General features: G+C 70.2%; 20 protein-coding genes. 4 read left to right on the top strand and 16 right to left on the bottom strand.

The genetic code is table 11. The features are described from left to right. Nucleotides 1-145: 145 nt before the first annotated feature. On the bottom strand, nucleotides 146-697 hold the full coding sequence (locus tag ACFY2A_RS25440) for a carboxymuconolactone decarboxylase family protein (protein WP_387175154.1): 552 nt from the start codon (nucleotides 695-697) through the stop codon (nucleotides 146-148). Between the two features lie 195 nt (nucleotides 698-892). Here ACFY2A_RS25440 and ACFY2A_RS25435 point away from each other — a divergent pair, with 195 nt between their 5' ends. Further along, nucleotides 893-2254, top strand: coding sequence for an aminotransferase class V-fold PLP-dependent enzyme (locus ACFY2A_RS25435; protein ID WP_387175152.1), 1362 nt, complete (start codon nucleotides 893-895; stop codon nucleotides 2252-2254). Here the strand turns inward: ACFY2A_RS25435 and ACFY2A_RS25430 are convergent. From ACFY2A_RS25430 to ACFY2A_RS25415, 4 genes are all read right to left on the bottom strand, one after another. Then, nucleotides 2246-3097, bottom strand: a complete 852-nt coding sequence (locus ACFY2A_RS25430; RefSeq protein WP_387175150.1) for an NADPH-dependent F420 reductase — start codon at nucleotides 3095-3097, stop codon at nucleotides 2246-2248. The genes ACFY2A_RS25435 and ACFY2A_RS25430 overlap by 9 nt on opposite strands. Before the next feature lie 118 nt (nucleotides 3098-3215). After that, nucleotides 3216-3740, bottom strand: a complete 525-nt coding sequence (locus ACFY2A_RS25425; RefSeq protein WP_387175148.1) for an SRPBCC domain-containing protein — start codon at nucleotides 3738-3740, stop codon at nucleotides 3216-3218. A 23-nt stretch (nucleotides 3741-3763) separates the two neighbouring features. Next, nucleotides 3764-4117 carry an ArsR/SmtB family transcription factor gene (locus ACFY2A_RS25420; RefSeq protein ID WP_387175146.1) on the bottom strand — a complete coding sequence of 118 codons (354 nt, stop codon included), beginning with the start codon at nucleotides 4115-4117 and terminating at the stop codon, nucleotides 3764-3766. Nucleotides 4118-4139: 22 nt separating this feature from the next. Beyond that, a complete protein-coding gene (locus tag ACFY2A_RS25415; protein ID WP_363920084.1) occupies nucleotides 4140-4490 on the bottom strand; it encodes a VOC family protein in 351 nt (116 codons plus the stop codon). Between the two features lie 262 nt (nucleotides 4491-4752). Between ACFY2A_RS25415 and ACFY2A_RS25410 the strand changes: the two genes are divergently transcribed. Both ACFY2A_RS25410 and ACFY2A_RS25405 read left to right on the top strand, forming a co-directional pair. Then, nucleotides 4753-5421, top strand: a complete 669-nt coding sequence (locus ACFY2A_RS25410) for a class I SAM-dependent methyltransferase (protein ID WP_387175143.1) — start codon at nucleotides 4753-4755, stop codon at nucleotides 5419-5421. Nucleotides 5422-5479: 58 nt separating this feature from the next. Beyond that, a complete protein-coding gene (locus tag ACFY2A_RS25405) occupies nucleotides 5480-6706 on the top strand; it encodes an acyl-CoA dehydrogenase family protein (protein WP_363920088.1) in 1227 nt (408 codons plus the stop codon). 55 nt (nucleotides 6707-6761) lie between these two features. Here ACFY2A_RS25405 and ACFY2A_RS25400 read toward each other — a convergent pair whose 3' ends face one another. From ACFY2A_RS25400 to ACFY2A_RS25350, 11 genes are all read right to left on the bottom strand, one after another. Continuing rightward, a complete protein-coding gene (locus ACFY2A_RS25400) occupies nucleotides 6762-7364 on the bottom strand; it encodes a molecular chaperone TorD family protein (RefSeq protein ID WP_363920090.1) in 603 nt (200 codons plus the stop codon). Continuing rightward, nucleotides 7361-9934 (bottom strand): molybdopterin-dependent oxidoreductase, encoded by a 2574-nt coding sequence (locus tag ACFY2A_RS25395; protein ID WP_387175141.1) that lies wholly within the window; start codon nucleotides 9932-9934, stop codon nucleotides 7361-7363. Before ACFY2A_RS25395 ends, ACFY2A_RS25400 begins: the two co-directional genes overlap by 4 nt. Before the next feature lie 5 nt (nucleotides 9935-9939). Then, nucleotides 9940-10950, bottom strand: a complete 1011-nt coding sequence (gene nrfD, locus ACFY2A_RS25390) for an NrfD/PsrC family molybdoenzyme membrane anchor subunit (RefSeq protein WP_387175140.1) — start codon at nucleotides 10948-10950, stop codon at nucleotides 9940-9942. Nucleotides 10951-10961: 11 nt separating this feature from the next. Continuing rightward, the gene (locus ACFY2A_RS25385; RefSeq protein WP_387175138.1) at nucleotides 10962-11573 is read right to left on the bottom strand and encodes a 4Fe-4S dicluster domain-containing protein; all 612 of its coding nucleotides are present in this window, start codon (nucleotides 11571-11573) and stop codon (nucleotides 10962-10964) included. Between the two features lie 57 nt (nucleotides 11574-11630). Further along, nucleotides 11631-12791, bottom strand: coding sequence for an NAD(P)/FAD-dependent oxidoreductase (locus ACFY2A_RS25380; protein WP_387175137.1), 1161 nt, complete (start codon nucleotides 12789-12791; stop codon nucleotides 11631-11633). Nucleotides 12792-12806: 15 nt separating this feature from the next. Beyond that, nucleotides 12807-13160 carry a DsrE family protein gene (locus ACFY2A_RS25375; protein ID WP_363920100.1) on the bottom strand — a complete coding sequence of 118 codons (354 nt, stop codon included), beginning with the start codon at nucleotides 13158-13160 and terminating at the stop codon, nucleotides 12807-12809. Nucleotides 13161-13162: 2 nt separating this feature from the next. Beyond that, the gene (gene phnE / locus ACFY2A_RS25370; RefSeq protein ID WP_363920102.1) at nucleotides 13163-14053 is read right to left on the bottom strand and encodes a phosphonate ABC transporter, permease protein PhnE; all 891 of its coding nucleotides are present in this window, start codon (nucleotides 14051-14053) and stop codon (nucleotides 13163-13165) included. After that, nucleotides 14050-14799: an ATP-binding cassette domain-containing protein gene (locus tag ACFY2A_RS25365; RefSeq protein WP_387175135.1), complete on the bottom strand. Its 750-nt coding sequence runs from the start codon at nucleotides 14797-14799 to the stop codon at nucleotides 14050-14052. The genes phnE and ACFY2A_RS25365 overlap by 4 nt, the downstream gene beginning before the upstream one ends. Before the next feature lie 156 nt (nucleotides 14800-14955). Then, nucleotides 14956-15966: a hypothetical protein gene (locus tag ACFY2A_RS25360; RefSeq protein WP_387175133.1), complete on the bottom strand. Its 1011-nt coding sequence runs from the start codon at nucleotides 15964-15966 to the stop codon at nucleotides 14956-14958. Between the two features lie 79 nt (nucleotides 15967-16045). Continuing rightward, nucleotides 16046-18238 carry a CRTAC1 family protein gene (locus tag ACFY2A_RS25355; RefSeq protein ID WP_387175131.1) on the bottom strand — a complete coding sequence of 731 codons (2193 nt, stop codon included), beginning with the start codon at nucleotides 18236-18238 and terminating at the stop codon, nucleotides 16046-16048. 53 nt (nucleotides 18239-18291) lie between these two features. Then, nucleotides 18292-19812 carry a DUF6851 domain-containing protein gene (locus tag ACFY2A_RS25350; RefSeq protein WP_387175129.1) on the bottom strand — a complete coding sequence of 507 codons (1521 nt, stop codon included), beginning with the start codon at nucleotides 19810-19812 and terminating at the stop codon, nucleotides 18292-18294. A 487-nt stretch (nucleotides 19813-20299) separates the two neighbouring features. Here ACFY2A_RS25350 and ACFY2A_RS25345 point away from each other — a divergent pair, with 487 nt between their 5' ends. Further along, nucleotides 20300-21733, top strand: a complete 1434-nt coding sequence (locus ACFY2A_RS25345; protein ID WP_363920112.1) for a DHA2 family efflux MFS transporter permease subunit — start codon at nucleotides 20300-20302, stop codon at nucleotides 21731-21733. The last annotated feature ends 30 nt before the right edge of the window (nucleotides 21734-21763 follow it).

Genomic DNA, 21763 nt, shown 5'->3' with positions numbered 1-21763 from the left:
CGGCCAGCCACCCACACCCCACCGCTGAACAGCACAAAGGACGGCCAGCACCCGGACCACGGGCGCTGGCCGTCAGCAACGCGTCGACGGGTTGGCTACCGATGAGCTTGCCTTCAGCCGCTCGGTAACTGATCCGATCGGTACCTCAGTGGCCGCGGGCGCACATGCTGTAGCCGTCGCGGACGATGGCCGTGGCCATCGGCACGTAGGTCGCCGGATCCTCCGGAACGACCACGGCCAGCCCGTCGCAGTAGCGGTTGTACATGCAGAAGGCCGCGGAGATCAGGACCGTGTCATGGATCTCGATGTCGGTCGCCCCCTCGCCGCGGGCCGCCTCGACCATCCGCTCGGTGACCGCGTGCCCGCTCTCCTGCACGGCTCCGGCAATGGTCAGCAACGCCTTCAGTTTGGGGCTGATCGGGGCGCTGACGTGGTCCGCCAGCACCTTGTCCACCAGGGAGCGGCCCTCGGGATGCTGCTGGGCACTCATCTCGCTGTGGGTGTTGGTACAGAACCGGCACTCGTTGAGCACCGAGACGTACGCGGCGATCAACTCCCGCTCGGCCCGGCTGAGCGTGTGCTCGTCGCGGAGCAGGACTTCGGCCAGTTCGCTCAGCGGACGGCCGGTCTCCTGGCGGTACTGCATGAGGCCGGGGGTGCCGGGCATCAGGCCGGCGGGCAGGGTGACGTGGGGCATGGCGAACTCCCTCGCTGGACGCGTGAGTGGGCACCGGTGGGATCGGGCCATTCCCGCAACATGCGAATTCTTGCGGGGTTTCCCCTCCGGGTTCTACACAGGCCAGTCTCTTGCTTTAGAACAATATAGTCAAGAGATAGGCTCCGACCCAGCAACCGCCCGCCACAAGGCGATGGGCGGCGACGAGGAGGCACCATGCCCGAATCGACAGGGATGAACCAGAGCCAGTTGTCGCGGTCCGGCGGACCAGTTGGACGACGGGCTCTGCTGCGCGGCGCGACGCTCGCCGCGCCGGCGATGGCGCTGCTCCCGCCGGCGACCGCGACGGCGGCGACGGCCACCCCGCCGCGCTTCAATCCGCACGACTGGCGCTCGGTCCGAAACCAGTTCCTCCTCACCCGACAGCACGCCCACTTCGCCGCGTTCATGCTGGCGTCCCATCCGGCCTCCGTGCGGACCGCCATCACGGCCGTCCGCAACCAGCTCGACACCTACCCCGAGCGGTATCAGATGGGCCTGGCCGACATCGAGCTCGGTGCCCGCGCCCGCGCCGCCCTCGCCGACTACATCGGGGCCGCTCCGGCCGAGATCGCACTCACCGACAGCACCACGATGGGCATCGGTCTGGTCTACGCCGGCCTGCGGCTTCGCCCCGGTGACGAGGTGGTGACCACCACGCACGAGTTCTACTCGACGTACGAGGCGCTGCGGCTGCGCCGGGAATCCGACGGCGTGGTCGTCCGGGAAGTCGCACCCTACGACGACCCCGCCGCCGCGCGGGCGGAGGTGATGGTGGCGCGGCTGCTCGGTGCGGTCACTCCACGCACCCGGGTACTGGCCATGACCTGGGTGCACTCGAGCACCGGGGTCAAGCTTCCGGTGCGCCGCATCGCGGAGGCGATCGCCGAGTTGAACTCCCGCCGCAACGTCGAGGAACGAATCCTGGTCTGCCTCGACGCGGTGCACGGCTTCGCGGTGGAGGACATCGACGTGCCGGCGCTGGGGGTCGACTTCTTCATGACGGCGACGCACAAGTGGCTGTTCGGCCCGCGCGGGACCGGCTTCGTCTGGGGCCGTCCGGAGGCCTGGGCACGGCTGCGGACGACCATCCCGAGCTTCTCGATCCCGGCGTTCGTCGGCTGGCTGACCGGACAGCCACCGCTCGGTGCTCCCGGCGACCTGCACAGCCCTGGCGGCTACCACTCCTTCGAGCAGCGGTGGGCCCTGCCCGAGGCGGTGGCCTTCCACCGGGCGGTGGGGCGGGACCGGATCGCGGCGTACACGCACGCGCAGGCCCGCCAGCTCAAGGAGGGTCTGGCCCAGCTGTCCCACGTCCGGCTGGTCACCCCGCGCTCGCCGGAACTGTCCTCCGGGATCGTCTGCTGTGCCATCGACGGATTGAGCGCCGAGGAGGTGGTCACCCGGCTTCGGGACAGACATCGCATCCTCGCCGGTGCGACCCCCTACCGGCAGTCCTACGTCAGGTTCGGACCGAGCCTGGTGACCAGCCCGCAGGAGGTGACCCGGGTCGTCCGGGCGGTGGCCGCACTACGCTGAACCCCGCGGCGTGGACGCCGTCCTGACTGTCGGCAGGGCGGCGTCGCCGTTGCCGCACTCACCAGACGGGGTCGCTCGCACCGCCTCGTCGTACGCGTGCAGCTGTCCGAGCAGGGAGACCACCGCAGCACCGACCCCCTCGGTCTGGCCCACCCTGACCAGGATCTCGGTCAACGCCTCGATCCACCTGCTGTTGGACAGCGGGCCGGTGTCGGCCACGTCGAAACCTGCCTCGGTCAGGACGGCCACCGCCCGCCGCTTGGGCAGGCCCTCGTCGCCGGCCACCGGCACCAGCACCCGGCATCTCCGGTCCAACCCGGCGATCTGGCGCGGGGACAGGCAGTTGAGGGCCTTCACCACCGTCCGCGCCGGGAAGGCCGACGCCACGGACTCGGCTCCGGAGCAGCCGCCCACGAGCGTCGCCCGACGGCCCAGACCCGGATTGGACATGTCGATGACCGGCGTACCGGGCAGCACCGGCCCGAGATCGCGGGCGAGCTGCCGGTAGTCGGCGAAGACGGGAGTGGCGAGCAGGATCACGTCGGCGCCGGCGGCGACCCAGCGGGGGTCGCCGGCACGCGCGCCCGGCAGCGCGTCGGCGAGCCGGCGGGCACTGCTCTGCCGCCGGCTGGTGAGGCTGACCGGGAAGCCGCGGGCCGCGAAGAGACGGGCCAGGGCTGATCCCATCGCGCCGCAACCCACGATGCCGATCGTCGGCCTCGCGGCCGGTGCCGGCCGACGAACCAGCCGGTCCTGGTGCGTCCCGGATCCTCGCCTGGTCGACCCCGCCGCACCCTTGGCATGCGGGGCGGGAAGCCGCCGCGACTGGTCATCGGGAAACACTTTTCAACCCCCGCCGTCGACGCGTCGCTTCAGTTATCGATCGTATTCACTGACGATCTGACACTGTCAAGCAACGGCGCAGGCTGCGAGATGCCGCGCGTAGGCGAACCGATGGCCGTCAGTCGCAGGGCGGCATCTCCGGCAGCTCCGCGCCACCGGAGACGCCGCCTTCGGCGAGCATCGCGAACCGGCGCAGGATCCCTGGCCAGCCATTGGCGAACTTGTGGTACCGGTCGAACAGGGCCGGATCGAGCCTCTCCCAGCCGTGATGGGTCACCATGACCCGGGTCAGGGCCGGCCCGAGCCGCTGAAAACGGATCTCCACCTCGGTGAAGTCCGGCCCGGGTGTCACCTCCCAGGTGAAAGAGAGTGACTCCGGTGGCCGCCACGACGTGATCCGGCCCCAGTCGGACTGGCTGCCGTCGTCGCGTACCTCGTAGATGCGTCCGTCGAGGTGAGCCTCGACGATCACGTCGCGCACCGCACCCGGCGCGAGAACCCTGGTCTGGATCGGCCACCATTCGGCGAGCCGTCCGATGAAGGTGTCGAAGGTCCGCTCCTGCGCCGCCTCGACCAGCACGGCCTGACGTATCGGCTCAACAATGTTGACGGAGGACGACCTCACGGCATCGGCGGCAGCCATGCCGGCCAGTCTGCCAGAAATCCCTAGCTGGCAGCCGCCACGCCGCCGTCTTCGCGGCCGGTGTCCTCCACGATGTCGCGAGCCACCTCCATCCGCTGCCGCCACAGCGCCTCGAGAAACGCCCGCAGTTCTGCCAGGCCCGTCTCACTGGCCCGGTAGAGACGCCGTGTCCCCTCCCGCCGCTCGGTCACCAGCCGCGCCTCCTTCAACACCTGGAGGTGCTGCGAGACCGCCGCCCTGGTCACGTCGAACTGCTGAGCGATCTCACCGGCCGACATCTCCGTGGGCGAGACCAGGGTCAGGATGGCTCGGCGGCGTGGCTCCGCGATGGCGCGGAGCACCACGTCGACGTCCTGAGCGGGTCCTTGACTGGGCATCACGGGCACCCTAGCCGGCGAGTCACGCGCGCTGCCAGAGACCCATCCGGTTGCCCTCCACGTCGCTGAAGACAGCGAGGTGCCCCGTGCCGGGAATCTCGTAGGGCGACACCTCGGTCTTGCCGCCGAGGGACTCCGCCTTGGTCAGGGCGGCGTTGATGTCGTCGACGACCACGTAGACGAGCACCCCCGAGGTGCGGCCGTCACCGGCCTTCCCGATGCCACCGGGAATACCCTCGCCGCCAGTGTCGATCATCGCGTAGTTCATCTGCTCGACGTAGTTGAGTTTCCAGTCGAAGAGATCGGCGTAGAACTGGCGCGACTTGGCGCCGTCCTTGACGGCGATCTCGAACCAGGCGACTGGCTGTCCCATGACCACTCCTCACGGTTGCGGTTCGGCTACCCGGCAAAGTCTAGGTGCCGGCTTTCATTAGCGCCAGCTTTCGCAAGTAACAGCTATCAGAGGACACCTCACGCCCGCCGATGCCCACCCGTCGCTCGAATCTTGCTGGCCCACGCCATGGCACTTGACGCCCCGATCGAGGCGCTCCTATGGTCGAGTCCTAGTTCACTATATGTTTATCAATTGAAGTCGGTGGCGAGCCGCAACCGACACCCCAGGAGGTCATGCCCTGATGAGCGCCTTCCCACCGGACTGGTTCGACGCCGTCTACCGGGGCGAGGGTCCACTGGGCCTGCCACCCTGGGACGTCGGCACGCCCCAACCGGCCTTCGTCCGACTCTACGAACGCGGAGAGCTGCGGTCCGGTCGCGTCCTGGACGCCGGTTGCGGAACCGGCGACCTCGCCCTCTACCTTGCCGGCCACGTGGTCGAAGTGGTGGGTTGCGACCTGTCCCCGACCGCCGTCGAGCAGGCTCGCCGCAAGGCCGCCAGCCGCGCGCTGCCGGTACGGTTCGAAGTCGCCGACCTCACCGCGCTCACCCGGTTCGCCGGCTGGTTCGACGCCGTGGTGGACTGTGGCGCGCTGCACGTGCTCGACGCCCCTGCCCGGCACCGGTACCTGCGCTCGCTGCACGAGGTCAGCCTCCGGGACGCGACCCTGCACGTCCTCGCGCTCTCGGCCGACGCGCCGCGCTTCGGACCCGAGGGCCTCAGCCGGGAGGCGCTGGCCACCGAACTCACCGCGGCCGGGTGGCGGGTACGGCACACCGACAAGGAGACCCTGCTCGAACGCGTGCCCAACGAGGCCGTCGGGCGGGTCCTGGGGGCGACGCCGGGCGACCTCGTCGAGGTGCCGGCATGGCTGGTCACGGCGACCCGAGAGCCGGCGGCCGGAGGCTGACGGCGACCTTGCCCCGTTCACCGGCCAATCAGTCCCTCACCGACAGGAGTCGAAGGCGATGACCACTGCGCAGACACCGGCGAGCGACCGGTTCGACGTCTCTCCGCGTACCCCCGACGAGTGGCTCGCCCGCGCCCGTGAGGTGGCCCGGACGCTGGCCTTGGACGCGGCTGAGCGTGACCGGCACGGGCGGGCACCGCACGGAGAGGTCCAACTGCTGAAGGATTCCGGGCTGGTCACGCTGCTGGGGCCCCGGGAACACGGCGGTGGCGGCCAGTCCTGGACCACGGCGCTACGCGCCTGCCGGGAGGTGTCCCGGGCAGACGGCTCGATCGGCCAGTTGCTCGGCTACCACTACCTCTGGTCGTGGGCCGTCCGGTTCTTCGGCACCGAGACACAGATAGCCGAGGAGGAGCAGCTCTACACCCGCAACCGCCACTTCTACAGCGGGGCGATCAATCCACGGGACAAGGACCTGACGGTTACCGACGAGGGTGACACCATCCGGCTCGACGGGCGCAAGAGCTTCGCCTCCGGCAGCGGGGTCTCCGACCGGACCTGCCTTGCCGGAAGCCTGCCCGACGGCCGTCCCGTCTTCACCATCGTCGACTCCAAGTCGCCCGATCTGGTCTATCACCACGACTGGGACAACATGGGCCAGCGGCTGACCGAGTCCGGAAGCGTGACGATCAGCGGACTGCGACTGCCGTGGCACGCGGCGATCGGTTACGTCGACAAGACCGCGCACCCGATGCCGTACAACAGCCTCTCCCTGCTCACCCTTCAGCTGATCATGACGAACCTCTACCAGGGCATCGCCGAGGGCGCCGTGTCGGCTGCCGTCGAGTACACCCGTACCACCACCCGCCCCTGGCCGTACGGCGGGGACGACAAGGAGTCGGCGACCGACGAGTGGTACATCCTCGAGGCGTACGGCGATTTCCGGTCCCGGCTGTGGGCCACCGAGTCGTTGATCGACGCGGTGAACGCGCAGCTCGCCGCCCACCTGCACGGCCCTCGTGCGGCGGTCACCTGGCAGCAGCGCGGTGAGACGGCCGTGCGGATCTCCGCGGCCAAGCAACGCATCATCCAGGATGGCCTCGACGTCTGCTCCCGCATCTTCGACGTGATGGGCGCCCGGGCCACCGCCTCGCGGTACGGCTTCGACCGGTTCTGGCGCAACCTGCGCACCCACAGCCTGCACGATCCGGTGGCCTACAAACGGCGCGAGGTCGGCCGCTACGCGCTGCTCGGCGAGCTGCCCCAGCCGTCGTACTACACCTGATCCGCGCCGACCGGGGGTGCCGGCGCGGACCGCCGGCACCCCGTCCCACCGCCGCTCATGGCAGCAGCGGCAGGGTGATCCGCGCCACCGGCCGGTACGGCCCGCACCGGGCACCGTCGGCCACGTCGGACAGCAGTTCGGGCACCCAGCTCAACAACTCGCTGCGATGCAGGTCGTCTATCGCCTCGCGGGCGGTGTCCCGGTCCAGCTCCGCCTCGGCGTCGCCGGCCGCGGCCGTGTGCAGGGTGTCGAGCAACGCGCACACCACCGCGACGTGGTCGACCGCGACGATCGGCGCGGCCACCGGCGGCACCGGCCGCAACCGGTACGCGGCCAGGAAATCCTCCAGCGCCCGCCGGGGACCGGCACCCAGGGCGCGGCCCGACCGCGCGGAGGCGTACGGCGGCACCAGCGGCCGGGGGCCGACGAAGAGCCGGGCGTACTCGACGGCGAGTTCCTCCAGCGCCTGCTCGACCGGCAGCGAGCGCAGCCGGTCCTCCATCAGGTCCAGCCCGGTGGCACGCAGGCCGGCCTCGGCGGACAACCGCACCAGGGCGGCGTAGAACGGCGGGTCGACCTCGACGGCGAAGGTACGGGAGGCCAGCCGCCACGTCGCCGCGACGGCCCGCTGAACGGCGGTGTCCACGGGGGTGCTCATACCCGCCGCACCCGGACGACGGTGTCGTGGTAGGCCTGTTGACCGGAGACCGGGTCCGGGTAGATCGGCATGATGGTGTTCTGGGCCACCGACAGGGCACCGGCCCACCAGATCCTCCCCTGGTCGCCGTCGGTGCTGCGCCCGTAGCCGGGCTGGTGGGTCCGGTCGGCGCCGTTTGTGGCGAACGGCCCTCCCTGCCCGCGACCCGCGTTGTGCGCGATCGCGATGACCTGCGGGTGGACCCCGTGTGTGAGGTGGACTCGGGTGCGCAGGCTGCCGATCACTCCTCCGTCGCCCCCGGGCACCTGCCGGTCGTGCGGTCGATGCCCGGTGACCTCGATCCAGTCGCCCTGACGGAGTCCCAGCCGCTGCGCGGTGGTGGGATTGAGCCAGGCGGGATTGGTGTGCGCGATCTCCTGGAGCCACTTGGACTGGCTGGTCCGGTGCGCGTTGTGCACGTTCCACTTGAAGCTGATCATGATGAGTTCGTCTGCGGCGAAGTCCCGTTGATGCGCGGGGATGGGCTCATACACCGGCAGCGGCTGAATCGGCACACCCGCCTCGTCGCCGCGGTCGGCGATGAAGGCGCTGTGCACCTCGACCTTCCGCGACGGGGTCGGAAATCCGCGGCGGGGCACTCCGTCGATCATGATGCCGACGGCGAGCGGTTCGCCGGTCTGCGGGTCGCTGCCCTGGTGGATGATGCCGGTCTGCGGGTCGGTACGGGATCCGGCCAGTTCATCGGCGCTGAGCTGCCGCTCGTATGGACGGTAGGCGGGTTTCTTGGTCGGGTCCTGCCAGACGCCGTGTCGGCGCATGTGGTCCAGTCCACCGGGAACCGGGGCGAAGTACTCGGCCAGGTACTCCTCGACGGAACTCCACGGGTAGTACGTCTCCATTCCACCGCCGATACGGCGGGCCAGTTCGGGGAAGATCTCGCGGATGTCCTTGGACTCGCCCAGCGGGGGCACCACCGGCTGGCGCAGCCCGACGTAGTCCACCAGGCTCTGGGGTGGTCGGGAGTCGATGTCCCACCGTTCCAGGTAGGTGGTCCAGGGCAGCACGATATCGGCCAGGTCGGCGGTGTCTGAGTACATCACGTCGATGCACACGTGAAACGGGATCAGTTCGGTGTCGGTGAGCACCTCGCGGATCAGCCGGGTGTCCGGGAACGACCAGGCCTGGTCGCAGTTGTAGGTCATCAACGCCGAGGCCTTCTGCCGCCCCTCCTTGATCCACAGATAGACGATCTCGGCGACCTTCATCTGGTTCCGCTGCCAGGCGTTCGCCAGCGGCCAGCCCTTCGCCTCGGCGATCAGGCTGCGCCGGACCGGCTTGGGCGGGACCGGCTCCGGTTCCGGCAGCGCATCGGTGTCCCAGGTCGATCTCGGGTGCCAACACCAGCCACCGACCTGGCCCATGTTGCCGACCAGGGCATTGAGCACGGTGATCGCGCGGTCGTTGTAGAAGCCGTTGCGGTGCGCGGCGGAACCCCGGTTGCAGATGGTGGTGCAGCGGGGCGCGGCGGCCGCGAACTCCCGGGCGATGCGGCGAATGGCCGCCGCCGGTACCCCGCTCTCGGCCTGCGCGTACTCCGGAGTGTACCGGGCAAGGTGCCGAGCGTACTCGGCCGCGGGTAAGTTGGACCAGCGGTCGAACCAGTCCCGGTCCCACAACTCCTCAGCGCAGATGACGTTGCTCATGGCCAGGGCGATCAGCCCGTCGGTGCCCGGCTTGACACAGAACCACTCGTCGGAGAGGGCCGCGGTGTTGGACAGCCGGGCATCGAAGGTTACGATCTTGGCTCCGTTCGTCGACCGGGCCCGCATCATCCGGGTGGCGACCGGGATGTGGCCCTGGTGGGCCTCCGCCCAGTTGCTGCCGAAGTTCAGCACGTAGCGGCTGTTCTCGTAGTCACCGAGATCCCAGTCGGACTCGCCGATCGTGGCCAGGATGGCGGCCCGGCGGTTGAGCGAACAGAGCGCCCGGTGGTTGAAGAACGACGGGGTGCCGTAGGCGTTGAGAAACCGCCGCACCGCGTCGGCCGAGCGGTTGCGGCCCTGTTGAAAGAAGAACTCCTCGGGGCGGCCCTGCTCGCGCAGCGGGCGCAGACGATCGGCGATCTCGGTGTACGCCTCCTCCCAGCTGATCCGTCGCCAGCGTCCCTCGCCCCGCGCGCCGACGCGCCGCATCGGGTAGAGCAGCCGGTACGGGTCGTAGAGCACCGACGGTCCGGCCACCCCCTTGGCGCAGACCCCGCCTCGACTGTTCGGGTCCTCGGGATTGCCCTCCACGCCGACCAGCCGTCCATCGCGGACATGGCCGATGATGCCGCAGGCGGTGGTGCACATCTGGCACATCGAGGGGACCCGGCGTACCGGCTCCGGAGTGCCGGCGGCCGTACCCCCGTCGTGCGGTGCGGTGGCCGCGACGACCTCGACGCCGGCCAGGCCGGCAGTCGCACCGGCCGCCAGTCCACCCAGCACCAGCAGGTCCCGGCGGGTGAGGGCCCACCCGTGCGGGGAGTCCGGCGCCGTCTCGCCGTTCGGGTCCGCGACGTCCTTCAGCATGATGGTCAGCCTCCGACTGAGAACAGGAGAAAGCGGGCGGCGCAGGCGCCGACGACGACCGCGACGGCGGCCCCGGCGACGAAGGCCCGGCGGCGTTCGATCGCCAGCACGGCGGCGGGGACGACGAGACCCACCGCCACCACGGCCAGCCACCAGAGCAGGGCCTGGGCACCGGTGGACAACTCGGCGACCGTTCGACTGTGGCGCGGGTCGCCGATCAGGCTGAGCGCTTCGAAGACCAGGGTGATGGCGTACGCCCCGAGCAGCCCGAGCAGTAGCCGGCGGACCGGCCTCAGCAGCCCGGAGAGCCCGAGACGGGCCGGGGCGGTGGCCGCCAGCAGGCCGATCGCGGCGGCGCCGAGCAGCAGGGAGGTCAGCAGGAACAGCAGGCCCGCCCCGCTGGTGGCGGCCAACGGTGAGGACCAGGTACGGGAGAGCACCGCAGCGGGATACAGGGCGAGGGCGAAGCTGGTGGCGAGCAGTCCCCACCCGACGATCGGCATCAGCGCGGCACCGGCGGCGGTGCCGACCTCCGGGCCGGGCGGCCCGGAGGTACCGGTGGCCGCGGCGTCCCGGGCAGAGCGGCGGCTTGCGGGCGACTCGATGGTGAGTGTGCCGGTCCGGACCGCTCCGGTTCCGCCCCGCTCGTACCCGCGGGCCGCGGCGGTGTTCAGGCGCCGGTACCGCTCCACCGCCCAGATCGCGACGACCAGCAGCGCGAGCTTCAACGCGATGAGCTTCGCGCCCACCGCGATCGGCGAGCCGAGGTTGTCGAACCGGGTCAGCATCAGGAAGAACCGCTCTGGCCTGCCCAGATCGGTCACCAGCAGCACGGAGATCGCGACCAGGGTGGCGGCGGACAGCGGGTCGGTGTATCGGCGCAGCCGGGTGCCTGGCCCGCCAAGACGGCCCAGGCCCCAGGTGACCAGGCCCAGGCCGCTGGGCAGACCGATGATGACGAAATAGACCGCAACCAGGGCACCCCACGGCCGGCCGGCGGTGAACGGAGCGGTCATCGATTCCGCTCCTAGCCGCCGGTCAGGTCCGCGCGGGTGTCGACCTGCACCCCGTTGACGGCGATCAGCGGCAGGGCGTTGCGGGGATCGACGTAGCGCACCCGCGGCGAGGTGCCGGCGGACTCCTTCCAGACGGTGGTCGGGCTGGCGGCCACCCGGCGGGAGATCTCGCTGTCCGGGTCGTCCAGGTCCCCGAACACGCGGCAACCGGTGGGACAGGCGGAGACGCAGGCTGGTTCCCGCCCCTGGGCAGTGCGGTGTTCACAGAAGGTGCACTTCTGAGCCGCGCCCTTGTCCTCGTCGATATAGATCGCGTCGTACGGGCACGCCGACATGCAGTACCGGTTGACATTGCAATCGCCCTCGGAGATGACGACCTGGCCGTCCGGCAGCCGGCTGATGGCGTCGGTCGGGCAGGCGTTCAGGCAGGGCGCGTCCTCGCAGTGGTTGCACAGCACCGGGATGAAGTGCCGGGTCACCGTGGGGTAGCTGCCCTGCTCGACGTAGTGGACGGTGTCGCGGAACGCGCCCAGCGGGACGTCGAACTCCGCCTTGCACGCCACCGAGCACGCGTGGCAGCCGATGCAGGTGCTCAGGTCGATGAGCATGCCCAGCCGGGTCATGGTCAGCCTCCGTGGTGGTGGGTGGGCGCCGGCCGGCACGGCACGGCAGCTCAGGGGTCAGGCGTTCCAACGCGCCAGCCAGTCCCGCTCCTGTTGCCGCTTCTCCTCATGGAACTCGGGCGAGGGCTCGTGCAGGACGACCGCCGGGGCCGGCGGGTCGAGGAACATGCCCGCCCCCTTGGCGGCGCGACCCCCGCCGACCTCCACGTAACAGGAGCCCGCGCCGCTGAACCAGGGCTCCGGCCCGTCGTAGCCGAAATGCCGGGCGACGCCGGCGGCGGCGACCTCGGCCTCGGCCTCGGCGAAGACGGCGGCCTTGGGTAGGGGCTTGCCGTTGGGCAGGGTGACCGCGGCGTTGTCCCCGATGGCCCACACGGCCGGTACGGCGGTGGCCAGCGTGCGTGCGTCCACTGGAATCCACCCGTTCGGACCCAGGCCGGTGGAGACGACGGCGGCGGCCGGCCGGTGTGGCGGTACGGCCACGAGGAAGTCGAACGGTTCGTCGGTCTCGTCAGAGAACAGCATCCGTCGCCCGGCCAGGTCGATCCGGTCGATCGTCCGACCGGGATGGAAGCCGATCCCGTGCTCCTCCATCATCGCGACCAGAGCCTTGCCGACGTCCGGTCCCGCCACCGCCATGGGCAGCGGGTCAGGGGTGAACGTGTCGATGGTGACCGCGTCACGGACACCGCGCTCACGCAGCAGATCGGCGATGAGCAGGGCGCCCTCGAACGGGGCCGCCGGACACTTGAACGGCACGCCGGCAACGAGCACGGCCACCCGGCCGGTGTCGACGTCCAGGAACCGGTTCCTCAGGTGGGCGGCTCCGGAAAGGGTGTAGAACTCACCGGCCACGCCCGCGTCGGCGGCGGTTGTCAGGTTCGGGATCCGGCTCGGGGCGAGTTGCGCACCGAGCGCGATGACCAGCGCGTCGTAGGTGAGCACGCCGCGATCGGTGAGCACGGCCCGGGCCTTGAGATCGATCGATTCGACGTGCCCGAGTCGCATATCGATGCCGGGCAGCTCACGCGGTTTGACCCGGACCTCCTCCGCGTCGCGCCAGCCGCGCATGACCCACAGCAGGGACAGGCCGAGCACCCCGTCGAAGGAGCGGTCGACGAGCACCACCCGGTCCCGCTCGGGGAGCAGCTCGCGCAGCCGGGTGGCAGCGGTGAGGCCGCCGACCCCGGCACCAAGGACGACAACGGTATTCGCCATGGTCAGGCACCTCCCTCAGACGTTGATTACCTTGTCGGCCCAGGCGGTCCACTCGGCCAGTTGCACCATCGAGGAGCGGTGCGCGCCGGCCACGATGCGATCCGCGGCCATGCCGCGGGCATCCATGCAGGCACCGCAGTTACCGACCACACCGCCCTTGTCGGTGAAGGCGGTGATCATCTTGTCGAGGTTGTAGTAGCCGTTGGGCACCTTCTGCCCGGCGGCGGTGGCCGCCACGGCGTCGCCGAACATGAACACTCGGACCTCGTTGGCGCCGTCGGCGTCGACCATCTGGCGCGCCCAGCGAATGCCGTTGTAGGTGCGCTCGGTGCCGTAGGGCGGATCGTGCAGGACGAACAGGATCTTCATCGTTACCTCCTCAAGGACTGGGGAAACCACATGCTGCAACGCCCGTCACGCCTCGGGGCCGCCGCACCGAGGCGGCCACGGACGGCCCGGGACAGTCGATCCACGCCGACGACGAGGACCACCACGGCGACAAGCAGCGTCGCCATCTGCTGGTAGCGGAAGAGATTCATGGCGATGCCGAGGGCCTGCCCGATGCCGCCGGCGCCGACGAAACCGATCACCACCGAGCTACGGATGTTGCACTCCCACTGGTAGAGCAGTTGGGAGGCGACGTTCGCCCGCGCCTGGGGGAAGATGCCGAAGACGGCGGTGGCGGTGCGGGTGGCGCCGGTCAGTCGCATCGCCTCGACAGGGGCGGGATCGACCGCCTCCAGCTGTTCGGAACAGAGCTTCGCCAGCAGGCCGGCGGCGTGCAGACTGATCGCGTACACCCCGGCGGCCGGGCCGAGACCGACGGTGGCCACGAACAGCAGAGCCCAGAGCAGCTCCGGTACGGCCCGCAGCACGGTGGCCACCGCCCGTGCCCCGCCGGAGAGCCACCGTGGCATCTGCACGTTGGCGGCCATCAGCACGGCGAGCGGCAGCCCGAGCACCGCGCCGAGGAAGAGTGCGGCGACGGAGATCTGCAGTGTCTCGATCACCGCGGCGGCCACCCGGGCCAGCAGCTCGTTGTCGAGGTCGGGTGGGAACATGCCGGACAGCAGCCGGGCGGCCCCGGCCCGGCCGAGCACCAGGGACGACACGCCGACGTCGGTCTGGAGCAGCGACCAGACGACGACCGCGGCGACCGCCACCGCCAGCAACCAGCGGCTCGGACGCGGGCGTCTGCGGCGGGGCGGTGGATCAGACCGTTGCCGTCGCTGCTGGGTGGCGACGCCGGTGGTGGCGGTCATGACCGGACTCCCACGGGCTGGCGGCCGTAGATGTCGTGGACCGTGCCATCGGCCAGGGTGGTGCCGTCGAAGACCACATGCCCGTCCCGCAGCGCGATGATCCTGGGGAACTGGCGGGCCACGGCGAGGTCGTGGGTGGTGACCACCAGGGTCGCGCCGTCCGCGCGCCGGAGGTCGGCCAGCGCCTCCGCCGCCCGGCGCGGGTCCAGTCCGCTGGTGCTCTCGTCGGCGAGCAGCAGTCGGGGGTTGGACAGCAGCGCCCGGACCAGCGCCACCCGCTGGCGTTGCCCCCCGGAGAGCTGCTCGATCGGCACGTCGAGGAAGTCCTCGACCTCGTGCTTGCGGGCCAGTGCGCCCAGCTGTGCGGCGTGGCGGTGCGGGGTCCGCCCCCGCAGCACCACGAGCCAGTCGGTCAACCGCCAGTGGTGGCTCTGACCCATGAGGATGTTGGTTCGAGCGCTGAGTCCGCGGACCAGATCGTCGCGCTGGCGGACGATGCCGGTGGCGCGGCGGATCCGGGTGGCGTCGGTGCTGCGGCCGTACGGGTCGAGACCCCCCACCCGGACCTGACCGGCGATCGGGGGGACCGCCCCGAGGACGACCCGGAGCAACGTGCTCTTCCCGGCTCCGGACGGGCCGAGCAGCGCCACCTGCTCGCCCTCGCCGACACCCAGGTCGACTCCGACGAGCACAGGTGGGCGGTGCGGGTCCAGGGCAACGGTCACCTCGGTCAGTCGGATGTCCATTGTGCGCACCGTCCACCTTCCGGAGGAGTGTCTTCACATAGCTTGTCTATTCCAACAACTATTGGATGTGTACCCGCCCGATCACGCTCCGCACAAGTCCCCGCCGTGGATGTACCACCGTCCGGTACGCCCGATGCCACCCCGCCGGACGGTCGCTCACCGTGGCGCGGCGACGGCGTACCAGGCCAGCGCCGGTTCGCCGGTGACCCTGGGGGCGCTGTCGAAATAGTGGTTGAACACTTGGCCCGTGCGGGCCACATCGTCCGGATAGGCACGTGGATCGATGCCGGACATCAGCGTGCGCCCGCAGACCGCCCGGTGCACCCGCTGCCAGCGCGCCGGCCCGGGGTGGCGCAGCGCGTCCAGGGCGACGGCCTCCGCGACCGGGTCGGTGGTGCCCACCGCCAGGTGGTCGGCGGTGTTCGCGGGACAGCGGTCCTGCAGTCGCACGTTGGCGATTCGACCCGGCCCGGTCAGGTCCGCCGTCTCCGGCGGGACCAACGGATCCGCGTCGGAACGGATCACCGTGTACGAGATCCCCGGGTACGTCTCCCGCCCGGAGTTGAGCGCGGCGAAGAACCGCGAACCCACCCGCTGCTGCCAGCCGGCGGGTGCGCAGTGATCCATGCACAGGACGGTGCCCAACGCGGTGCCCCGGTTCGTCGGCGCCAGTCCGATCACGTCGTCGACCCGCTGCCGGGTGTCCGGCCAGAACCGCAGCGCCCACCGGGTGACCATGCCGCCCTGGCTGTGCCCGATCACGCTCACCTTGCGTCCGGACAGCCGATTCATCGTTCGGATCGCGTGGACCACGTACTCGGCCCGGACCTGGATGTCTTCCATGTTGTGGTTGGCCCACTCGCTGCCGACCACGTCGCTGGCGCACCACGGGATGCCCCTGCGGGTCAACGTGCGTTGCCAGTTCCAGCCGTAGTTCTCGCCGCTGTTGAGCGCCGTGGACGCAAGCAGCAGGACCGGGGCGCGGCGGGCGTGCACCACGCCGGGACCGCAGGTGAGGCTCGCGGCCAAGCGGTCGGCGGGCACACTCAGCGGCGGGCCCTGGTGATGGAACGTGGGGTGCCCGCGGGCGGCGTGGGCCGCCACGGACATGGACAGCACCGCGGCGGCGCAGGCCGCCATCGCCACGGCCCGGGTTACCAGACGCATCGGAGGGCTCCTTTCTCGGAGCTGGACGAATCGGCCCGGTCGCCCGCCGGAGGGACCGGCGGGCGACCGGCGGTTACGGTCACCGGGAGCGGCGTGCCTCGTGGTACGCCTTCATGGCACTGGCGAAGAACCGACCCTGCTCGCTCCGGCTCAACTGCCGGGCGGCGACCAGCTCACGCAGCGACCGCTGGACGCAGCCGGTGTACTTCTGCACCGAGCTGGAGCGGTCGGCGAAGCTGCACGGAATCTCCGGGAAGGTCAGCTGCTCACCGGCTCGCACCCCGTAGAGCTTGTTGCGGACTCCACCCGGCCAGAGCACCTCGACGGTGCCGGTACGCGCCCGGCCCATGCCGAAGACACCGTCCAGGGCATCCTGAGACGACATGCTGGACCCGGCCAGCACCGGACGGATGGCGGTGAGCCCCCTGTTCGGGGTGAATCTGACGACCGCGCCGACCCCGTCACGGTTGACGCTGCCGCGGGTGGTGATCCCCACGCTGCCCCGCGTCCGCACGGTCGCCGAGCGGTTGCCGTTGCCGCTGTTCAGCTTCACCGACAGGCTGCCCGGCTCGGTGTGGTTTCCGGTCGGCCGGAAGGTGCCGGGCTGGTCGGGGATCGGCGCGTACACCTGCAGGTAGCTGGCATCCTGGTCGAACGGCGAGCCGTAGTCGAAGGGCTTGACGTCGCCGTAGCGGGTCAGCTCGCCGACCTTGCGGGACTGGGCCACACTCACCACATCGGTGAAGCCGTCCCGGTTCAGATCGCCGACGGCCACGCCGACCACGAGTCGACTCCGCTCATCGGGACCGGCGTTGGTAAGCGCCGGGTCGTACTCAAAGGAGGGGTAGAAACCCTTGCGCAACGCCCGGGGCCCCTTGTTCCGCAGCAACGCAGCCGGGTTGTCGGCAGTGGCACCGAAGAAGACCGCGTCCAGGCCACCCTGGTACAGGATGTCCGTGGCTCCGTCGTTGTCGTAGTCGAAGGCGGACGTGCCCCAGCCCCACGGGGTGGCGCGCAGGCCCCCCAGATCCGGGTCGGCCCCGTTCTTCGACGGCTCCTGGATCGAGGAGCGCCGCGGGTCGGCGAAGGTGCCGTCCCGGCGTTGCAGCAACCACCGGCTGCTCAGGTCACCGAGCTGGTGCGGCACCCCGGCCAGCGGCAGCATCATGTAGTCACCACCGTTGGTGCCGAAGACGTCGAGCGTGCCGTCGAAGTTGAAGTCCCCGTACGACATGCCCATCCAGGCGCCGGGCTCCATTCCGACGTCGTGGGTGACGTCGGTGAACCGGCCGCGGCCATCGTTGTTGTAGACCCGGATGTAGCCGCGGTCGATGCCGCCGTACTTCTTCATCGGGATCGCACCCTGGTCGTTGCCGACCATGATGTCCGCGTCGCCGTCCTGGTCGTAGTCGACCGCGGCGATGGCCCAGGAGGGATCGGAGAAGGGCGGCCCGTCCTCCGCCGGCGGGTCCTTCACCACCGTGTTGGTGAAGCCGGATCGTTCGCTGACGTCCACGAACCGCCGGCCGTTGACGTTGCGCAACAGTTGGTTGGGCTGGTTGAGCGCGTACGGGACCGCGACGATGGCCTGCGCCTTGTGCATGTCGAAGGAGTTGGCGATGGCGATGTCGAGCAGACCGTCACCGTCGAAGTCGGCCATGGTGCAACTCGGGTGGCTCAGGTTACCGGCGCCGGCGCCGCTGCCGGCCGTGATGTCGGAGAAGGTGCCGTTGCCGTTGTTACGTAGCAGGTGGTTGGGGGCGTGCCGGCCGAGCACGTAGAGGTCGGTGTCGCCGTCGTTGTCGATGTCGCCGGCGCAGGCTCCGTTGCTGTCCACATCGGTCAGTGCCGCGCCCGCCGACCTCGCCACATCGACGAAGTTGACCTGACGGTTGCGACCCAACCGGTTCTGGTACAGGCTGTTCGCCCGGCCCGGGCCGTTGGTGACGTACATGTCCAGATCGCCGTCGCCGTCGTAGTCGAAGAGCACCACGCCGGCGATGCCACGGCTGTGGATCGGCTCCTGGGCGAACTCCGCCAGGGTGACCAAGGGACGCTGGAGGTTGGTGTCGCGGATCGCCTGCTCCGGCGAGGAGACCCGCACGTACCGGCCGAGACTGCTGCCCGGTAGCGCGATCTCCCGGAAGGTCACCCCCCGCTCTCGGCTGCCCGCTGCGGCTGCGGTCGGCGCCACCGCGGCGCCGGACACGGCCAGAACCGACACCACCGCCACCGCGACGGCGCTCCGCCGCGTGCGTCTTGTCGACTTCATCATGCCTCCATTCACTGTTGTCGTCCGATCGGAGTGCTGTCCGGCAGCGGAGCTCATGGCGCCACCGGGCCACCGGCTTGAACCGCCGGGTCGGCGACGCCGGCGAAGTAGAGGCTGGCCTCACGCCAGGCCGAGACGCCCGCCGCGTGCCCGACGCTGCGGCCGTACGTGACGCCGTGCCGGAAGTGCACACCCCCGATCAGGCGCGACATGCTGTTCTGCTTGTCGGCTTCGGTGAAGGTGGCCCAGGTCAGCACGACGTCTCTGCGCGGTGCCGTGCCGGGCTCGACCCGGGACGATCCGGCGCGCACCACAGTCGATCCCCCGTACCGGTCGCTGCCGGTGAAGGAACGCAGCACCTCGGTGGCGGCCGCGCCGAAGGTGCTGTGGCCGGAGGGGAACTCGGCGAACGGTGGGGTGCCGAACGCGGCGGGCTGGTACGGCATCCAGGTGCCACCGTCGATCATCCGGGAACCCCGGCCGTTGGGTGCCCAGGTCGGAACCCGGGTGCCGCGGAACACGTAGCGGACCGCGCTGATCGGGCGCACGTAGTCGTACTGCCGCTTCAGGCTCCAGGCGTCGATGCTCGCCTCGAACACGGCGTTTGTCACCGCGAAGAAGAGCTTGGCGTCCTGGTCGATGGTGTGGCGGTCACGGTGGGAGATGAACTGGGCCACTCGCGCCCAGGTGCCGGGGGGCATCGCGTAGCCCTTGCCCTCGTCGGCCCAGTACTCGGCGATGGCCTTCTCCCGGTCGGTCAGGTGGGCCGAGACGGAGACCAGTTCACCTGCCTGCCTGGCGTAATCCCTGCTACCGGAGCGCGCTGGCGGTTTGGTGGCGGGAACGGGGAGTTTGGTGCGCTGCGCGAAGCGTGCGACCCGGTTCCACTGTGGGGCAATGAAGGTCTGCGGCTCCGGGACGCCGTTCACCTGCCACATGAGCGGTTGCCAGTGGTTGGGGTCGTGCATGGTGTCGTCGTCCATCGCCTCGTCCATCACCATCGGCTCGTTGGCGGGCTGGTAGCCGGTGTAGTCGGTGTACGCCCCGGGTGCGAGGTCGCCAAGTTGGTTCGCGCCGTCGTGATGGCGGAAGGTGAGTACCGCCCGGCAGGCCCGGACGCCGACCCGGCTGGCGGTGGAACGGCCGACAAGCGGGTACCCGAGCCGCCTCATCACCGCCTCGGCCCGCGCCCGTGAGTCCGGCCAGAGGTCGGTGGCCGCGGTGAAGGCGGCGTAGCTGATCGCCTCCTCCTTGTTCCGCGACGTCCGCTCGGCCGCCGGACGGCGCAGCCGGGTGCCGAAGCGGGTGCCGGCGGCGCGGGTGTCGTAGGCGGCCCACGCGTCGTAGATGCAGGTGTGGATGATCGCGAGGGCTCGGGCGGCCACCGGTGGCCCCATCACGGCATCGGTCACCGAGTCCAGCGCGAGGTTGTTCCACCGCACCACGACGGTTTCTGCCGGGGCGGGGCGCGGCCGGTCGGGCCGGCCGGACGCGAGGGCCGGGGTGCCCGAGAGCACCAGTGTCACCGCGGCGAGTGCGGCGGCGGCGCCGATGCCGCTGTTACGGAGTTTCACGGTGGCCTCCAGTTGGCTATCGCCGTCGGTGCGCGCACCACGACCACCCACCAGGCGCGGGGGCAAGAGGTTTCGGGATGCGCGCACTCGACGGGGTGTCCGCCGCGGGGAGCCGGCGGATCGGGGTGGCTCTCGGTGCCGAACCGGAGGGGTGGATGACGTCGACGCCGATCACGGTCACCGTGACCTGCGCCAACGACACATTCACCTTGGCCGGCTATACGTACGTGAAGCAGACTAGCTCCGACCCCCTGGCAGGTCCATATACCGCTATCTGTTTTCTTAGTAATTGCGGACCTTGCGCCCGACGGCAGGGCCCCACCAGGTGAAACACCGACCAATCGGCGTTGTTGGTTGACGCTTTCGAAAGCGTCTACTAACGTTCGATTCGTCCCGGAAGCAGCGGGTGGACGGCGTTCCACCGACGCCCCGACACAGACCTCCCGCCGCCGCTTCGACCACCTGAGCCCTCCTAGGCGGAGTCAACATGGCGCTCGACGACGCGAACCACTCACCGGCCCGGCAACGATGGACGCTGATTCTCGCGTCGGTCGCCTCGTTCATGGTCGGTCTGGACGTGCTGGTCATCACCACCGCGTTGCCCACGCTGCACCAGGAGCTGAACGCCGGTACCGCCGCCCTCGGCTGGACCATCAACGCATACGAAATCGGCTTCGCCGCGCTGATCCTCACCGGTGCCGCTCTCGGCGACCGGTACGGGCGACGCTTGTGGTTCCTGATCGGCGTCGCCATCTTCACGGTCGGCTCGGTGTGGTGCGCGCTGAGTTCCAGCATCGGCATGCTGGTCGCCGCCCGCGCACTGCAGGGCATCGGTGGCGGGATCGCCACCGCGCTCGCCCTGGCGGTCATCGCGGCGGCCACACCGCCGGCCCGACGCGGCGCCGCCTTCGGCATCTGGGGCGCCATCACCGGCTTGGCCGTGGCGGTCGGGCCGCTCGTCGGCGGTGCCGTGATCGAGGGCTTCGACTGGCAGTGGATCTTCTGGATCAACGTGCCCGTCGGGCTGCTGCTCATCGGGCTGAGCCGGTCGAAGATCACCGAGTCGCGAGGGCAGGCCCAGCCGGTCGACCTCCTTGGCCTGGTCCTGTCCACCGCCGGTGTGGTGGTGCTCGCGCACGCCCTGATCCGCGCCGGCGACATCGGCTGGACGAGACCGTCGGTGCTGATCGGCCTGGTGGCCGGCGTGGTCCTGCTCGTCAGCTTCCTGCTGTGGCAACGACGCGCGGCGGCGCCCATGATGCCGCTGGGGATCTTCCGCAATCTCAGTCTCGCCGGCGGCTCAGGGGCCAGCTTCGCGCTGGGCGCGGCCCTCTACGGAGGCGGTTTCCTGCTCGCTCAGTACCTGCAACTCGCACTGGGCTACGATCCGCTCGAGGTGGGCATCCGACTGCTGCCGTGGGTGGCGTTGGCTCCCCTGGTCTCCCCGATCGCCGGGCGGGTCGCCGACCGGATCGGCGAGCGGCCCCTGGTCGCGCTGGGTCTTTTTCTCTTCGCCGTCGGTTTCCTGCTGATCGGCCTCCGGGCGGACGTTCAGGACGGCTACGGACGCATTCTCGTACCTCTGTTCATCGCCGGGGTCGGGGTGGCGACCGCCTTCCCGACCATCGCCTCAGCGGTGATGCGTTCGGTCGAACCGGCGCATGTCGGTATCGCGTCCGGGGTGAGCAACACCAGCCGGCACGTCGGCGCTGTCTTCGGGGTGGCCGTGGCCGCGGCGGTCTTCGCCACCTTCGGCGGCTACCGCTCGCCGCAGGATTTCGTCGACGGCTTCGGGCCGGCCCTGGTCGTGTTGGCGGTGATCACTCTGATCGGGCTGGTACCGGCACTGATCATCCGGCCACCGCGGGCCGAGACGACCGGGGTGGACCGGCAGCGGGAGGCCGATGCCATGCGCGGCTGACCGCGCTGAGCCAAGGGCCAGGGCTGGCGG

Source organism: Micromonospora sp. NPDC000442 (assembly GCF_042898635.1).
Lineage (GTDB): Bacteria > Actinomycetota > Actinomycetes > Mycobacteriales > Micromonosporaceae > Micromonospora.
The sequence above is the reverse complement of the archived record's forward strand: the minus strand, read 5'-3'. Positions and strand labels throughout refer to the sequence as shown.

What these genes read in the sequence shown, in the direction of transcription:
- ACFY2A_RS25385 (WP_387175138.1), bottom strand. Translation starts at nt 11,573, where the DNA reads ATGACCCGGCTGGGCATGCTCATCGACCTGAGCACCTGCATCGGCTGC.
- ACFY2A_RS25380 (WP_387175137.1), bottom strand. Translation starts at nt 12,791, where the DNA reads ATGGCGAATACCGTTGTCGTCCTTGGTGCCGGGGTCGGCGGCCTCACC.
- ACFY2A_RS25395 (WP_387175141.1), bottom strand. Translation starts at nt 9,934, where the DNA reads ATGCTGAAGGACGTCGCGGACCCGAACGGCGAGACGGCGCCGGACTCC.
- ACFY2A_RS25405 (WP_363920088.1), top strand. Translation starts at nt 5,480, where the DNA reads ATGACCACTGCGCAGACACCGGCGAGCGACCGGTTCGACGTCTCTCCG.
- ACFY2A_RS25345 (WP_363920112.1), top strand. Translation starts at nt 20,300, where the DNA reads ATGGCGCTCGACGACGCGAACCACTCACCGGCCCGGCAACGATGGACG.
- ACFY2A_RS25365 (WP_387175135.1), bottom strand. Translation starts at nt 14,799, where the DNA reads ATGGACATCCGACTGACCGAGGTGACCGTTGCCCTGGACCCGCACCGC.
- ACFY2A_RS25400 (WP_363920090.1), bottom strand. Translation starts at nt 7,364, where the DNA reads ATGAGCACCCCCGTGGACACCGCCGTTCAGCGGGCCGTCGCGGCGACG.
- ACFY2A_RS25375 (WP_363920100.1), bottom strand. Translation starts at nt 13,160, where the DNA reads ATGAAGATCCTGTTCGTCCTGCACGATCCGCCCTACGGCACCGAGCGC.
- nrfD (WP_387175140.1), bottom strand. Translation starts at nt 10,950, where the DNA reads ATGACCGCTCCGTTCACCGCCGGCCGGCCGTGGGGTGCCCTGGTTGCG.
- ACFY2A_RS25355 (WP_387175131.1), bottom strand. Translation starts at nt 18,238, where the DNA reads ATGAAGTCGACAAGACGCACGCGGCGGAGCGCCGTCGCGGTGGCGGTG.
- ACFY2A_RS25420 (WP_387175146.1), bottom strand. Translation starts at nt 4,117, where the DNA reads ATGCCCAGTCAAGGACCCGCTCAGGACGTCGACGTGGTGCTCCGCGCC.
- ACFY2A_RS25435 (WP_387175152.1), top strand. Translation starts at nt 893, where the DNA reads ATGCCCGAATCGACAGGGATGAACCAGAGCCAGTTGTCGCGGTCCGGC.
- ACFY2A_RS25360 (WP_387175133.1), bottom strand. Translation starts at nt 15,966, where the DNA reads ATGCGTCTGGTAACCCGGGCCGTGGCGATGGCGGCCTGCGCCGCCGCG.
- ACFY2A_RS25415 (WP_363920084.1), bottom strand. Translation starts at nt 4,490, where the DNA reads ATGGGACAGCCAGTCGCCTGGTTCGAGATCGCCGTCAAGGACGGCGCC.
- phnE (WP_363920102.1), bottom strand. Translation starts at nt 14,053, where the DNA reads ATGACCGCCACCACCGGCGTCGCCACCCAGCAGCGACGGCAACGGTCT.
- ACFY2A_RS25410 (WP_387175143.1), top strand. Translation starts at nt 4,753, where the DNA reads ATGAGCGCCTTCCCACCGGACTGGTTCGACGCCGTCTACCGGGGCGAG.
- ACFY2A_RS25425 (WP_387175148.1), bottom strand. Translation starts at nt 3,740, where the DNA reads ATGGCTGCCGCCGATGCCGTGAGGTCGTCCTCCGTCAACATTGTTGAG.
- ACFY2A_RS25440 (WP_387175154.1), bottom strand. Translation starts at nt 697, where the DNA reads ATGCCCCACGTCACCCTGCCCGCCGGCCTGATGCCCGGCACCCCCGGC.